Below are 14817 nucleotides of genomic sequence, written 5' to 3'. Positions count from 1 at the left end.
AGGAGAGACTTGAACTCTCACACCTTGCGGCGCCAGAACCTAAATCTGGTGCGTCTACCAATTCCGCCACTTCCGCATCTATTCCTAACTGCTCTGATAAAAAGAACATTTAGGAATGGTGGCTACGACGGGATTCGAACCTGTGACCCCATCATTATGAGTGATGTGCTCTAACCAGCTGAGCTACGTAGCCAAAACCATATTTTTTGTTCTCAACGCTTTGTTGCCTTGTCGTTGGGAACGGCGCGCATTATGCGAAGTTGAGTGAGATCCGTCAACAGTTTTTTTTAATAAATTTCGGAAAAAACCTCGTTCGCTTCCTTTTTAAACAAAGAGGCGTGTTTATGATCTAAAACTGGAAATAAATTAGCTTGCACTTGCGTAATTTATTTTTGTTCATTTACTTAAGGTATTAAAAAAGCCAGCTTAACAGCTGGCTTTTAGTGTAAATGAAGTGTTTAGAATTCATTCATTTAATTAAACATTGAAGCGGAAGTGTACAACATCACCATCTTTTACGATGTAGTCTTTACCTTCTAGACGCCATTTACCTGCGTCTTTTGCGCCATTTTCACCATTGAATTGGATGAAATCGTCGTAACCGACTACTTCTGCACGAATAAAGCCTTTCTCGAAGTCAGTGTGGATCTTACCTGCCGCCTGAGGCGCAGTTGCACCAACAGGGATTGTCCAAGCACGTACTTCTTTAACACCTGCTGTGAAGTAGGTGTGTAGAGTCAGTAGTTCGTAACCAGAGCGAATTACACGGTTCAGACCCGGCTCTTCGATCCCCATATCTGCTAGGAATTCTTCGCGATCTTCATCTTCTAGTTCAGATAGTTCAGATTCGATAGCTGCACATACAGGTACAACGACATTGTTTTCTTTTTCTGCGAACTCACGAACCGCATCTAGATATGGATTATTTTCGAAGCCATCTTCGTTTACGTTTGCAATGTACATAGTTGGCTTCAGTGTTAGGAAGTTTAGGTAGCCGATTGCTGCTAACTCTTCTTTAGATAGCTCAACTGTGCGTGCCATGCCGCCTTCAGTTAGTACTGGTAACAGTTTTTCTAGTACGGTTAGTTCAAATTTTGCGTCTTTATCGCCGCCTTTTGCCTTCTTCGCGTTACGTTGAATCGCTCGCTCACAAGAATCAAGGTCAGCCATTGCAAGTTCAAGGTTGATCACTTCGATATCTTCAATAGGTGAAACTTTACCTGAAACATGAACAATGTTTTCGTTTTCAAAACAACGTACAACGTGGCCAATCGCGTCTGTTTCACGGATGTTAGCTAGGAATTTGTTACCTAAACCTTCACCACGTGATGCACCAGCAACAAGACCAGCGATGTCCACGAACTCCATCGTCGTTGGAAGAACTCTCTGTGGGTTAACGATCTTAGCTAGTGCGTCTAGACGTAGATCTGGCACAGGAACCACACCAGTGTTTGGTTCAATGGTACAGAACGGGAAGTTTGCTGCTTCGATACCCGCTTTAGTTAGTGCGTTGAACAGAGTTGATTTACCTACGTTAGGTAGACCAACGATGCCACATTTAAAACCCATGATAGTAACCTTATTCAGCTTTGAACGTGTGGAGGCGATTTTGTGCTTTAGATAGGCCATCCTTAATCAGGATATCTAGACAACGAACAGCCTCATCAGCTGCTGCATCTAAAAGCTCTTGCTCTTTAGCTGGCGCTTTACCTAATACAAAACCCGCCACTTTATCTTTGTGTCCCGGATGACCAATGCCAATACGAAGACGATAAAAATCTTTGTTATTGCCCAGTTTGCTAATGGTGTCACGCAGACCGTTGTGTCCACCGTGCCCCCCACCTTTTTTAAACTTAGCGACACCTGGCGGTAAGTCTAGCTCGTCATGAGCAACCATGATCTCTTCAGGTTTAATTTGATAAAATTTCGCAAGCGCTGCGATCGATTTACCTGATAGATTCATGAAGGTGGTTGGGATAAGCAAACGGAGATCCTGGCCATTGACCATAATGCGTCCTGTTAGACCAAAAAACTTTGGTTCGTTCTTCAGTGTAACGTTGTGAACGCGTGCTAATTCTTCTACAACCCAAGCGCCCGCATTGTGACGAGTTCTGGCGTATTCTGGTCCTGGATTAGCAAGACCAACAAGAAGTTTTATTTGTTGACTCAAGGTTAGGATCTCTCTGGAATCTCAAAAAGCGCAGTATGATAGCACAGAAAACTCGCGGTGGGCGACCAAGGGATTTTCTAGTTATCAGTACAAATAAAAAAACACCCCAAAGAGGGGTGCTTTTGAAATCAGTGTAACTGAAATGTTCGTATTAGTTGAACATTGCAGAGATTGACTCTTCGTTGCTGATACGACGAATCGCTTCAGCCAGCATGCGAGATAGGCTTAGTGTTGTCACTTTACCTGTTGCAGCCATCTCTTTAGACAGAGAGATAGAGTCAGTTACGATAACTTGGTCAAGAACTGAGTTCTTGATGTTATCCGCAGCGTTGCCTGAGAATACTGCGTGAGTAGCGTAAGCGAATACACGCTTAGCACCGCGCTCTTTTAGTGCTTCAGCTGCTTTACATAGTGTGCCACCTGTGTCGATCATGTCATCAACGATCACACAGTCACGACCTTCAACATCACCGATTAGGTTCATTACTTCAGAAACGTTTGCACGTGGACGACGCTTATCTACGATTGCGATGTCGATGTCGCCTAGTGCTTTTGCTGTTGCACGAGCACGAACAACGCCACCTAGGTCAGGAGATACCACTACAGGGTTATCTAGACCGCGAGCCTGCATATCTTCAAGTAGCACTGGCGTGCCGAAGATGTTGTCTACAGGTACATCGAAGAAGCCTTGAATTTGCTCTGCGTGTAGGTCGATAGTTAGAACGCGGTCAACACCAACGTTAGATAGGAAATCAGCAACAACTTTTGCAGTAATTGGCACACGCGCAGAACGTACACGACGGTCTTGGCGAGCGTAGCCGAAGTAAGGGATAACTGCAGTGATACGGCCTGCTGAAGCACGGCGCATTGCATCAATCATAACAACCAATTCCATTAGGTTGTCGTTAGTCGGTGCACAAGTGGATTGAATGATGAAAACATCGCTACCACGAACATTCTCATTGATTTGAACTGCAACTTCGCCATCAGAAAAGCGAGAAACAGATGCATCACCAAGAGAGATGTAAAGACGATCAGCAATACGTTGGGCTAGTTCAGGTGTTGCGTTACCAGCAAATAGCTTCATATCAGGCACGGTGGAAACCTCGGGTTTGCGTCCAGTTTAAATAGGTCGGTGTGAGGCTGATTGGTATTCAGCCAAAGTCTCTTTTAATGGCGAAATATTGCGCCCTTGAGCGACAAATGCCGAGACTTTATCAGAGAGTTGTGCAAGGATAGTTTCTGCTTCAGATTTGCTCGAAAATTCAGCAAAAACGCAAGATCCTGTCCCCGTCAATCTTGACGGCGCGTATTGTAGCAGCCAAGAAAGTTGCTTATCAACCTCTGGGTAGAGCATTCGTACAATTTTTTCGCAATCGTTTACGCTTGGCGTATTTAAAAGTGTTTCTAGATCTCGTTTTGGGGTGTTTCGCGTTAGATCTGGATGACAAAAAACGTCGACGGTTGCGATAGATACATTCGGTCTGACGACTAAATACCACTTTTCTTCGGGATAAGCAGGAGAGAGTTTTTCACCAACACCTTCAGCAAAAGCTGCAAATCCGCGCACAAATACGGGCACATCTGCGCCCAGTTTTAAACCAATTTCAGCCAGTTCGTCGTCAGTTAGATTCAGTTGCCATAAGTAATTCAGTGCCACTAATGCTGTAGCTGCGTTCGATGAGCCTCCGCCAATGCCTCCACCCATAGGCAGCACTTTCTGTAGCTCAATGTGCGCGCCAAAAGGGCAGTTTGAGTAAGCTTGAAGCGCGGTTGCTGCTTTCCAAATTAAATTGTCTTGAAGAGGCACACCTTCTATCTCTGGAGAAATCGTAATATCACCAGAATGGTTCGCTTGAATGGTGAGCTCATCGCCGTGATCGACGAATTGGAATAACGTTTGTAACTCGTGGTAGCCATTCTCTGTACGGCCGTTGATATATAGAAAGAGATTCAATTTCGCTGGTGATGGCCAGCGTGTTGAAAGTTCAATCATTGGGTGATGTTCCATTTTGTGATCACTAGATTTATTTTGACATCAGCTGTGGTGAGTTTCAGCTTATTTGGCAGAGGGAGAGACTGTTCATGCCATTGAACGTCGCCATATCGTTGATATGCAATGCTCCAATCATTTAAACCAATTTGTTTGTTTAACGCTTGCAGTGTATTGGTTGGAGACAGTTGGAATTTGTCGGCATCGGTCGGTAGACCTAATAGCCAGTCAGGCATGTGATCGACGGGCATCATCAACCCTGTAAGACGGTAAATCAGCTGGTTAGCACTGCGAGAAGAAAGGACCTGATCGTCGTAAGTTTCTACTGTGGCGCCTTGTGGGGTGATGGTGAGCTTTAATGCCGTTTGTCCGAGAATCGTTGTTAAACGCAACTGGCTTAGTGCTGAAGAATGTTTCCAGTAGAAGTTTAAATTTTGTCTTTGGTCTGGGCCAATATAACCAAGTTTCCCCGTTGCTTGAAAATCTTGGATGGTTTCGAGTCGCTGCTCATGAGCTTGCCATTCAACGCTGGTAACACTTTCAGGAACGGACGAACAACCAGCGAGCAGTAAGCTCGACAAGAAAAAAAGAATAAAGGAGCGTAACGTCATGTTTGATGGCTTATTAATCAGTTTCATCGGGAATCGCTCACAACTATAGCATTGAAAAGTCGCACTTAGGAAAACAAATCCGGCTTACCCTTTCAATAAATGCGTGCTTACAGTAAAATTCTGGACCTATTTTATAACCTATCCCAGAGATACCACGTTAGATGTCCTTGCTTGCTATTGGAATTAATCACAATACAGCGTCTGTCGACTTGCGAGAGAAGGTGGCGTTTGGTCCGGATAAACTCGGCCCTGCACTCGAGCAACTTAGAGAGCACGAAGCAGTTAACGGCAGTGTGATTGTTTCAACCTGTAACCGAACTGAGTTGTACTGCGATGTTAAGCAAGGAGCGCGAAACAAGTTGATCGATTGGCTTGCTCAATTTCATCAAGTGAGCCGCGAAGATTTAATGCCGAGTTTGTATGTTCATGAAGAACAAGCTGCAATAAAGCATTTGATGCGCGTATCGTGCGGTCTTGACTCTCTGGTGTTGGGTGAGCCTCAAATTTTGGGGCAGGTAAAGCAAGCATTTTCTGACTCGCGAGATCATCAAGCTGTCGATGCCTCGATTGATAAACTGTTTCAAAAGACGTTCTCAGTCGCCAAACGGGTGAGAACAGAGACAGATATTGGTGGTAATGCCGTGTCCGTGGCTTATGCGGCATGTACACTGGCAAAACATATTTTTGAGTCGTTATCAGATTCAACCGTGCTTTTAGTTGGTGCGGGTGAGACGATTGAATTGGTCGCGAAGCATTTAGCGTCCAACGGTTGCACAAAAATGATTGTCGCGAACCGCACTAAAGAGCGCGCGCAAGGCTTAGCGGACCAATTTGGCGCAGAAGTGATCAGTTTGAACGAAATTCCTGAACATTTGGCGAAAGCGGACATTGTGATTAGCTCAACGGCGAGCCCATTGCCTATTATTGGCAAAGGTATGGTCGAAACGGCTCTAAAGCAGCGCCGACATCAACCTATCTTGTTAGTCGATATTGCGGTGCCGCGAGATGTAGAGTCGGAAGTCGGTGAACTGAACGACGCATATCTGTATTCTGTTGATGACTTGCAATCTATCATCGACAGCAACATTGAGCAGCGTAAAGTCGAAGCGATTCAAGCTGAAGCGATTGTTAGTGAAGAAAGCGCTGTATTTATGACATGGTTGCGTTCACTGCAAGCCGTCGATAGTATTCGCGACTATCGCAAATCAGCCAACGAAATTCGTGAAGAGTTACTGAGCAAAAGTTTGCAATCTTTAGCGGCAGGCGCAGATCCGGAGAAAGTGCTGCGCGAGCTGAGTAATAAACTCACCAACAAACTGATTCACGCTCCAACTCGCGCATTGCAAAGTGCAGCTGAGCAAGGCGAACCAGCAAAATTAACGATTATCCGCCAAACACTTGGCTTGGATGATCTATAACTCACGCTTTTTATTAAGAAAACGACACTATGAAAGCCTCTATTCTGACTAAGCTAGAAACGCTAGTAGAACGTTACGAAGAAGTTCAACATCTTCTTGGTGATCCTGATGTAATTGGAAATCAGGACAAATTCCGTGCTCTATCAAGAGAGTACTCTCAGCTAGAAGAAGTAACCAAGTGCTTCCAAGCTTATCAACAAGCACAAGAAGATCTTGTCGCCGCTGAAGAGATGGCAAACGAAGACGACGAAGAAATGCGTGAAATGGCGCAAGAAGAAATCAAAGAAGCGAAAGCGACGATTGAGCGTCTTACTGATGAGTTACAGATTCTTCTTCTGCCAAAAGATCCGAACGATGATCGTAACTGTTTCCTAGAAATTCGTGCAGGTGCGGGTGGCGACGAAGCGGGCATTTTCGCGGGTGATCTATTCCGTATGTACAGCAAGTACGCAGAAAAGCGTGGCTGGCGCATCGAAGTCATGTCTTCTAACGAGGCAGAGCACGGTGGTTACAAAGAGATGATCGCGAAAGTAAGCGGCGACGGTGCATACGGCGTGTTGAAATTTGAGTCAGGCGGTCACCGTGTACAGCGTGTTCCTGCAACTGAATCTCAAGGCCGTGTGCATACTTCTGCTTGTACAGTAGCAGTAATGGCGGAAATCCCTGAAGCGGATCTGCCAGAAATCAAAGCAGCAGACCTGAAAATCGATACGTTCCGTGCATCTGGCGCGGGTGGTCAGCACGTTAACACCACGGATTCTGCAATCCGTATTACCCACTTACCAACGGGTACGGTAGTAGAGTGTCAGGATGAGCGTTCACAGCACAAGAACAAAGCGAAAGCAATGGCGGTTCTTGCTGCTCGTATCGTTCAAGCGGAAGAAGAGCGTCGTGCCGCAGAAGTGTCTGATACACGTCGTAACCTTCTAGGTTCTGGTGACCGTAGTGACCGTATTCGTACATACAACTACCCACAAGGTCGTGTGTCTGATCACCGTATCAACCTGACCATCTATCGTTTGAACGAAGTGATGGAAGGTGACCTGCAGAGCTTGATTGATCCTGTGATTCAAGAGCACCAAGCAGACCAACTTGCGGCGCTCGCAGAGAACGGCTAATCGATGAGCCAAGTTCAATCGATTGAGCAAGCACTGAAAAGTGCGACGGCGAAACTGGCAGAAGGCGGCAAAGAGTCGCCTTCTCTCGATGCAGCTGTACTCCTTTGCCATGTCCTTGGCAAACCACGAACTTACCTGCTGACCTGGCCAGAAAAAGCGTTAGAAGCAGAGCAAAAATCTCAGTTTGACGCTCTACTTGAACGACGTTTAACTGGTGAACCCGTCGCTTATATTATTGGTGAGCGAGAGTTTTGGTCTTTACCGTTCAAAGTTTCTCCCTCTACCTTGATCCCAAGACCGGATACAGAACGTTTGGTCGAGGTTGCACTCGATAAGACCTACGAGCAAACTGGGCCTATTTTAGATCTTGGAACGGGGACGGGGGCAATTGCTATCGCACTCGCATCTGAAATGCCAAAACGTCAAGTGATGGGCGTAGATCTCAAACAAGAAGCGAAAGCACTTGCAGAGTACAATGCTGAGCAGCTAAACATCAAAAATGTGACCTTTGCTCAAGGCAGTTGGTTTGAGCCTATTACAGAAGGTACGAAGTTTGCTTTAATTGTCTCCAACCCGCCATATATTGATGAAAAAGATCCACATTTATCCCAAGGTGATGTGCGCTTTGAGCCAAAATCTGCATTAGTTGCTAAAGAGAATGGCTTAGCTGATATTCGTCATATCTCGGATCTTGCTCGTCAGTATCTTGAAGTGGGCGGTTGGCTGGCATTTGAACATGGTTATGATCAAGGTGAGGCGGTGCGTGAGATAATGCGTGGCTTTGGTTACCAACAGGTCGCTACGGAAAAAGATTATGGCGGTAACGATCGAGTAACACTTGGTTGTCTGGCCAGTTAATCATGGAAGTCAGCAAACACTAACTAAAAAGAGAAGAAAAATGTACGTAGCTCTAAAACACATACACTTAGTGACGATCGCTCTCAGCGCGACGCTACTATCGATCCGATTCGTGTTAATGATGATGAACTCACCGAAGCGAAATAATCGCTTTTTGAAAGTGTTTCCCCACATCGTTGATACTGCATTGCTAGTGTCAGGTATCGCGCTTATTTTCATTACGGGTTTCATCCCGTTTACCGATGCCGCACCGTGGTTAACAAACAAAATCACCTGTGTACTGGCGTACATTGCGCTTGGATTCTTCTCATTGAAACTTGCGAAAAACAACCTACTGAAGATATTTGGCTTTTTCGGCGCATTAGGTTGGTTGGTCATGGCTGCAAACATTGCTGTGTCTAAGAGCCCTACGTTATTTGGATAAGACGTCATGTTAGAGTTTTTTGACGAAGATTTTGACAATATACCGTTGGTGGAAGGTGCGCTTGAGCTAAACAAAGCGATTAACCCAGAAACCAAAGTACATTGGGCGAAACAAGAGTTAGAGCGTCTTTACAAAGATGCAGAAGCCACGCTTGTTCATGAAACCGATGAAGAGCAACGATTTGATGCATTCCTACGACTGTTTTTCCATGAGTGGGGATTCAAAGGCGACGAGCAGGAATACTTTATTTCGGACAACAGCTTCATCGATAAAGTGTTGGAGCGCAGAAAAGGTATTCCTGTGAGCTTAGGTTCGATTTTGTTATACCTAGGCAAAAAGCTGGGGTTCCCGTTGAAGGGAGTTACTTTCCCTACTCAGTTCCTGTTAAAAGTCGACTGGATGCATAAGAAGCCAGACTACATCAACCCATTTAATGGTGAGTATGTAGGTGAAAGGATTCTTCAAGCTTGGCTTATTGGCCAAGAAGGACCGCTAGCTCAGCTAAAGCCTGAACATTTTGAGGAAGCTGACAACCCAACAATTATTGGTCGCTGGTTGGCGTTGATTAAAAGTGCGATGTTGCGCGAAGAGCATTATACGCTGGCATTACGTTGTACGAATCTTGCTCTAACGTTTGTGCCAGATGATCCATACGAAATTCGTGACCGTGGTTTTATTTTCCAACAGCTAGAGTGCCCTCAAGTAGCGGTATCAGATTTTCAGTACTTTATTGACCAATGCCCTGACGATCCGGCTTCCGAGCTACTAAAATCACAAGTTAATGTGATGAGTGAAACGCACGTCACACTTCACTAATTTTATCGATGTGCCGAACTGTGGCGTATCGTGGACAGAAAAAGAGAATCAAAATGGAACAGAAAATCGTTAATATCGGCGACATTCAGGTTGCTAACGACAAGCCATTCACCCTATTTGCAGGTATGAACGTTCTTGAGTCTCGTGATCTTGCGATGCAGATCTGTGAGCACTACGTAAAAGTAACGGAAAAACTTGGTATTCCTTACGTATTTAAGGCGTCGTTTGACAAAGCAAACCGCAGTTCTGTTCATTCATACCGTGGTCCAGGTCTGGAAGAAGGCATGAAAATCTTTCAGGAGCTGAAAGACACTTTTGGTGTAAAGATCATCACGGACGTTCACACTGAAGCGCAAGCTCAACCTGTCGCTGACGTGGTAGACGTTATTCAGCTTCCTGCATTCCTAGCTCGTCAAACTGACCTTGTTGAAGCTATGGCCAAAACAGGTGCGGTTATAAACGTGAAGAAACCTCAATTTATGAGCCCTGGTCAAGTGGGTAACATCGTTGAGAAGTTCGCAGAATGCGGTAACGACAAGATCATCCTATGTGAGCGCGGTTCTTGCCACGGTTACGATAACCTAGTTGTAGATATGCTTGGTTTTGGTGTGATGAAAAATGCTTCAAAAGGTAGTCCAATCATCTTTGACGTAACGCACTCACTACAAATGCGTGACCCATCAGGCGCAGCATCTGGCGGCCGTCGTGAGCAGACAGTTGAGCTTGCAAAAGCGGGTCTAGCGACAGGCATCGCAGGTCTATTTATCGAAGCGCACCCAAACCCAGACCAAGCGCGTTGTGATGGCCCATCTGCACTGCCTCTAGACAAGTTAGAGCCATTCTTAGCACAAATGAAATCGCTTGATGATCTAATCAAGAGCTTTGCAGATATCGATATCAAGTAAACGCCAGATGACTGGTGGTAACAAATACTATAGCCAACCGAGTGTTGGCTATTTTTTTATCTGAAAAACTGTAAATTCTCAAACTTGTTACTGATGAATTTGTTATTGCTAAACAATGCATCATAATTATTAAATCAATGTGTTAGGGTGCACGTGGTTTTCAAATAGATCGAATGCTTAAAATGTGCGTCAGTAATCCCAATAAGAAAAAGGTAAATAAATGAATCAGCGTCTGATGATCAAAACTGTTTTGAGTGCCGCTATCTTGGCCTCGTTAGCTGGGTGTGCTACGCAACCTGCACCAGAATGGAATGCCGATACAACCTATAAATTGACCGTGTTGCACACTAACGATCATCATGGTCGCTTTTGGCAAAATCGATACGGTGAATATGGCATGGCGGCGCGTAAAACGTTAATCGATGATTTGCGCGAAGAAATACAGGATGAGGGGGGCAGCGTGTTACTGCTTTCTGGTGGTGACATCAACACAGGAGTACCTGAGTCTGATTTACAAGATGCCGAGCCGGATTTTAAAGGCATGAGCAAAATTGGTTACGATGCGATGGCTCTAGGTAATCATGAGTTTGATAATCCATTGGACGTGCTATTCAAGCAGCAAGAGTGGGCAAACTTTCCGATGTTGTCTGCCAATATTTACGATAAAAATACTGGCAAGCGTTTATTCCAACCATACGCGATGTTTAACAAGCAGGGCATTAAAATTGCGGTCATTGGTCTTACAACCGAAGACACAGCGAAACTTGGCAACCCTGAATTCATTGAACAAATTGACTTCCGTGACCCAAAAGAAGAAGCCAAGAAGTTGATTGCAGAACTGAAAGAGACAGAGTATCCAGATCTGATTTTTGCTGTCACGCATATGGGACACTATGAAAATGGTAATAGAGGCATCAATGCTCCTGGCGATGTGGCGTTAGCTCGTTATTTGAATGACGGCGATCTCGACATGATCGTTGGAGGACACTCACAAGAACCTGTGTGCATGGAAGGTCCAAACGTTATCAAAAAGAACTTTAAACCAGGTGATGAATGTCAGCCCGATAAACAAAATGGTACCTTTATTGTTCAGGCACATGAGTGGGGGAAATATGTGGGACGCGCCGATTACGAGTTTCGTAATGGCGAACTCTCGATGGTGAGCTACGATCTAATCCCTGTAAACTTGAAAAAGAAAATTAAAGTTGATGGTCAGTCGCAACGAGTCTTGATCCAAGATGAGATTAAACAAGACGAAATGATGCTTGAGTTTCTTCGTCCTTATCAAGAAAAAGGTCAGGGCAAGCTAAACGTGAAGATTGCAGAATCTAACGGTAAGCTTGAGGGTGACCGCAATGTGGTTCGTTACCAGCAAACAAACTTAGGTCGATTAATTGCAACGGCTCACATGGAACGTGCGAAAGCAGATTTTGCTGTAATGAATTCTGGTGGTGTTCGAGATTCGATTGCTGCGGGTGATATTACTTATAAAGACGTGCTCACTGTTCAGCCATTTGGCAATATGGTTTCTTACGTTGATATGACGGGTAAAGAGGTATTAGATTATCTAAATGTCGTTGCAACTAAGCCTGTTGACTCTGGTGCTTATGCACAGTTTGCCGGCATTGCGATGAGTATCAATAATGGTGAGGTAACCAATGTGTTTATTGGTAATAAGCAACTTCGCTTAGATGGTAATTACCGCTTTACAGTACCAAGCTATAATGCTGCTGGTGGAGATGGTTACCCTAAAATCGACGATCATCCAGGGTATGTAAATACAGGTTTTACCGATGCTGAGGTTCTGAAGGATTATTTAGAAACACACAGCCCTATTGATGTTAATGAGTATGCCCCTTCAGGTGAAATCACGTATTTAGTTGATACGGCGATTGATCAGTAACCCAACAGAGAAAAAGCGATTGACTCAAACTCGCTGATATCATTAACTAAAAGCGCAGATCCAATTCAGTCTGCGCTTTTTGTTTTTATGAGGAGAATCTTGATGACTCCGGCCATTAATCTTGCGAAAAAGAAAAAAATTCCACACACCATCCATCAATATGAGCACGATCCTAGAGCCGATAGTTATGGTTTAGAAGCTGCTGAAGTGCTAGGACAGGATCCGAAAACAGTATTTAAAACCTTGTTGTTCTGCTTGAACGGGGAGCCAAAGAACCTTGCGGTTGCGATTATCCCTGTTGATCAAAAGCTGAACCTAAAACTGGCGGCGAAAGCAGCGAAGGGCAAAAAGGCCGATATGGCTGATCCGGAAATCGCGCAAAAGACCACAGGTTATGTCGTTGGTGGAATTAGCCCACTAGGGCAGAAGAAAGCCTTACCTACTTTTTTGCACGAAAGCGCAGTAGAGCAAGACACAATCTGTGTGAGTGCTGGTAAACGTGGTTTAGAAATTGAGTTAGCCCCGAGAGATTTGCTGAGCTTAACTCGCGGTCAGTTTGCACCTCTTTGTTTGTAAACTCATGACAAATAAAAAGGACGCTCATGAGCGTCCTTTTTTGATCTTGCCTGTCAGTGAAGCGTTACTTCTTCAGACTCAATGTACCACCAGTGCGTTTAGCTGGTTTACTTGGTTTCGCGGCATTTGGGTTCATGTAATGCTGCTTGGGCTTACTCGGTGATTGAGGCTTGTTTGCTGAATGCGTATTGCTCGATGCATCTGGTTTACGGTGTGATTTACTATGCTCGCCTTGCGGTCTGCTGCGTTCACCTTGTGGTTTCGCTTTGTAATGTTCTTTAGCTGGACGTCCGCCTTCATCATCACGCTGACGACGCTTTTGTTGACCTTTTTTCGAGTTTGGTGCATGACGGAATTCATCAGCATTGTTACCGCGGAAAGTTCGTGTCTTCTGGTTACGACGAGCAGTAGAATCTTGGTTTTCTTCTCGGCTATCAAACAGCTTCGCGTCGGTCGCTTTACGAATGTTGCGACCTCTAGAGTCTGTTTTTGATGCTTCTTCTGTACCTACCGAGCCTTCACACATTGCTAGGATCTCTGCCACTTCTTCGTCACTTAGATAACGCCATTTCCCATTCGGAATACCATCAAGAGAGATATTCATGATGCGTACGCGACGCAGCTTGAATACTTCATAGCCCAGCGCTTCACACATACGACGGATCTGACGGTTAAGTCCTTGAGTTAGCACAATACGGAAAGAGAATTTAGTCTCTTTTGTTACCTTGCAAGGTAGGGTGACTGTGTCGAGAATCTTAACGCCACTCGACATCTGTTTGAGAAACTCGCCTGTAATTGGCTTGTCCACGCGTACGACGTACTCTTTTTCGTGGCTGTTGCCTGCGCGAAGGATTTTGTTCACGATGTCGCCATCGTTGGTCAAAAAGATCAGACCATCAGAGGGTTTGTCTAAGCGGCCGATCGGAAAGATACGTTTTTGGTGGCCGATGAAATCAACGATGTTTCCAGGGACGTCTCTCTCAGTTGTACAGGTGATGCCTGTTGGTTTATTGAGAGCGATATAAATCGGCTTCTCTTTTGCTGCCACTGGCTTACCATCCACACAAACATCATCACCAGGTAGCACTTTTGTCCCCATTTCAGGTTTGTTGCCATTAATGGTGACACGGCCTTGCTCAATCAGTCTGTCTGCTTCACGGCGTGAGCAAAACCCCGTTTCACTGATGAATTTATTTAATCGTTTAGCGTTGTCTTGTGACATTTTTGTCTCCTAACGTTTCACAACGGCGAATGAAGCTCCCTTCCTCTAAGGGGAAGGAAGAATAAGGGCGGGCATTCTAGCATTAGGGTGAAATTTAGCCTAACCGTTTTTGGTGACGTTCGCGGGTTTCTAATTTCTTTTCCGCACTTTTTCTAAGTAGGACGTAAACGGCTCCAGTTCCACCGTGAAAGCGTTGCGCACTATGGATGCATTGGACTTCCTTTATTTGTCGTAGCCAACTGCTAACAAAGCTTTTCATCATTGCAGGTGGATTTGAGCGTTCTCCTCGGCCGTGGACAATAACGACCGTTCGTATGTCCATTGATAGGCACTGTTTTAAAAACTTTACGACTTCATCACGTGCTTCTTTCAATGTTTTACGGTGCAAATCCAAGCGAGCTTGGATTGGATACTTACCAAGGCGAAGTTTGCGGTAAACCCCGTCCTGTACACCATCACGTTTGAACTCAACAAAGTCCTCTGGCTTGAGCATTTCAGCGTGATCAAGTGATAGGTATTCTGGGTCATCTTCCGTTAACCAGATTGCTGCTTCGCGTTTTGCGAGCTGTGCTTCTGTTACTTGGTGTACTTTTTTGTGTTCGGTGGTGTCTTGAGTGATTGGCTTTACATCGCCCATCATCTGTTGAAATAGATCAAAATCGTCGTCGTGAGACATAGCAGTAATCTCATTAAGAACAGGGAAGAATAATAGGATTATATCAATGAGTGGTGCATTGAGATCAAATAAAAAACCGGAGTAGGCAAGTAACCGACTCCGGTGCAAAGCGTTTCTAGAGCTAAGC

15 protein-coding genes and 1 tRNA gene are annotated in these 14817 nt (G+C 45.0%); 8 read left to right on the top strand and 8 right to left on the bottom strand.

All coding sequences use genetic code 11. From position 1 onward, the window contains the following. Positions 1-116: 116 nt before the first annotated feature. The 6 genes from R7Z47_RS22670 to lolB form a co-directional block, all read right to left on the bottom strand. Positions 117-193: transfer RNA gene (locus tag R7Z47_RS22670), tRNA-Met, on the bottom strand. Positions 194-477: 284 nt separating this feature from the next. Next, on the bottom strand, positions 478-1569 hold the full coding sequence (ychF, locus tag R7Z47_RS22665) for a redox-regulated ATPase YchF (RefSeq protein WP_005393178.1): 1092 nt from the start codon (positions 1567-1569) through the stop codon (positions 478-480). A 10-nt stretch (positions 1570-1579) separates the two neighbouring features. After that, on the bottom strand, positions 1580-2170 hold the full coding sequence (gene pth, locus R7Z47_RS22660) for an aminoacyl-tRNA hydrolase (RefSeq protein ID WP_005384112.1): 591 nt from the start codon (positions 2168-2170) through the stop codon (positions 1580-1582). Between the two features lie 151 nt (positions 2171-2321). Next, the gene (locus R7Z47_RS22655) at positions 2322-3266 is read right to left on the bottom strand and encodes a ribose-phosphate pyrophosphokinase (RefSeq protein WP_005393176.1); all 945 of its coding nucleotides are present in this window, start codon (positions 3264-3266) and stop codon (positions 2322-2324) included. Positions 3267-3293: 27 nt separating this feature from the next. After that, positions 3294-4166 carry a 4-(cytidine 5'-diphospho)-2-C-methyl-D-erythritol kinase gene (ispE, locus tag R7Z47_RS22650; protein WP_005384108.1) on the bottom strand — a complete coding sequence of 291 codons (873 nt, stop codon included), beginning with the start codon at positions 4164-4166 and terminating at the stop codon, positions 3294-3296. Further along, a complete protein-coding gene (gene lolB, locus R7Z47_RS22645; RefSeq protein WP_017634843.1) occupies positions 4163-4801 on the bottom strand; it encodes a lipoprotein insertase outer membrane protein LolB in 639 nt (212 codons plus the stop codon). The genes ispE and lolB overlap by 4 nt, the downstream gene beginning before the upstream one ends. 134 nt (positions 4802-4935) lie before the next feature. On the opposite strand from lolB, the gene hemA reads away from it, so the two are divergent. From hemA to ybaK, 8 genes are all read left to right on the top strand, one after another. After that, a complete protein-coding gene (hemA, locus tag R7Z47_RS22640; protein ID WP_318130631.1) occupies positions 4936-6192 on the top strand; it encodes a glutamyl-tRNA reductase in 1257 nt (418 codons plus the stop codon). A gap of 29 nt (positions 6193-6221) precedes the next feature. Then, the gene (gene prfA, locus R7Z47_RS22635) at positions 6222-7310 is read left to right on the top strand and encodes a peptide chain release factor 1 (RefSeq protein ID WP_005382222.1); all 1089 of its coding nucleotides are present in this window, start codon (positions 6222-6224) and stop codon (positions 7308-7310) included. Between the two features lie 3 nt (positions 7311-7313). After that, on the top strand, positions 7314-8168 hold the full coding sequence (gene prmC / locus R7Z47_RS22630; protein WP_017634841.1) for a peptide chain release factor N(5)-glutamine methyltransferase: 855 nt from the start codon (positions 7314-7316) through the stop codon (positions 8166-8168). 40 nt (positions 8169-8208) lie between these two features. Next, positions 8209-8592: a SirB2 family protein gene (locus R7Z47_RS22625; RefSeq protein WP_005382225.1), complete on the top strand. Its 384-nt coding sequence runs from the start codon at positions 8209-8211 to the stop codon at positions 8590-8592. 6 nt (positions 8593-8598) lie between these two features. Further along, a complete protein-coding gene (locus R7Z47_RS22620) occupies positions 8599-9408 on the top strand; it encodes a SirB1 family protein (protein WP_005384098.1) in 810 nt (269 codons plus the stop codon). A 53-nt stretch (positions 9409-9461) separates the two neighbouring features. Further along, positions 9462-10313, top strand: a complete 852-nt coding sequence (kdsA, locus tag R7Z47_RS22615; protein ID WP_005384095.1) for a 3-deoxy-8-phosphooctulonate synthase — start codon at positions 9462-9464, stop codon at positions 10311-10313. A gap of 220 nt (positions 10314-10533) precedes the next feature. After that, on the top strand, positions 10534-12216 hold the full coding sequence (ushA, locus tag R7Z47_RS22610; RefSeq protein ID WP_213901875.1) for a bifunctional UDP-sugar hydrolase/5'-nucleotidase UshA: 1683 nt from the start codon (positions 10534-10536) through the stop codon (positions 12214-12216). Between the two features lie 102 nt (positions 12217-12318). Then, positions 12319-12792, top strand: a complete 474-nt coding sequence (gene ybaK / locus R7Z47_RS22605) for a Cys-tRNA(Pro) deacylase (RefSeq protein ID WP_154204786.1) — start codon at positions 12319-12321, stop codon at positions 12790-12792. 64 nt (positions 12793-12856) lie between these two features. On the opposite strand, the gene rluF is transcribed toward ybaK, so the two are convergent. Together rluF and smrA are read right to left on the bottom strand one after the other, a co-directional pair. Further along, positions 12857-14014, bottom strand: coding sequence for a 23S rRNA pseudouridine(2604) synthase RluF (gene rluF / locus R7Z47_RS22600; protein WP_213901876.1), 1158 nt, complete (start codon positions 14012-14014; stop codon positions 12857-12859). 94 nt (positions 14015-14108) lie between these two features. Further along, a complete protein-coding gene (smrA, locus tag R7Z47_RS22595; RefSeq protein WP_213894378.1) occupies positions 14109-14690 on the bottom strand; it encodes a DNA endonuclease SmrA in 582 nt (193 codons plus the stop codon). Between the last annotated feature and the right edge of the window lie 127 nt (positions 14691-14817).

The sequence above is a fragment of the Vibrio sp. 1641 genome, assembly GCF_033339995.1.
Lineage (GTDB): Bacteria > Pseudomonadota > Gammaproteobacteria > Enterobacterales > Vibrionaceae > Vibrio > Vibrio alginolyticus.
The sequence above is the reverse complement of the archived record's forward strand: the minus strand, read 5'-3'. Positions and strand labels throughout refer to the sequence as shown.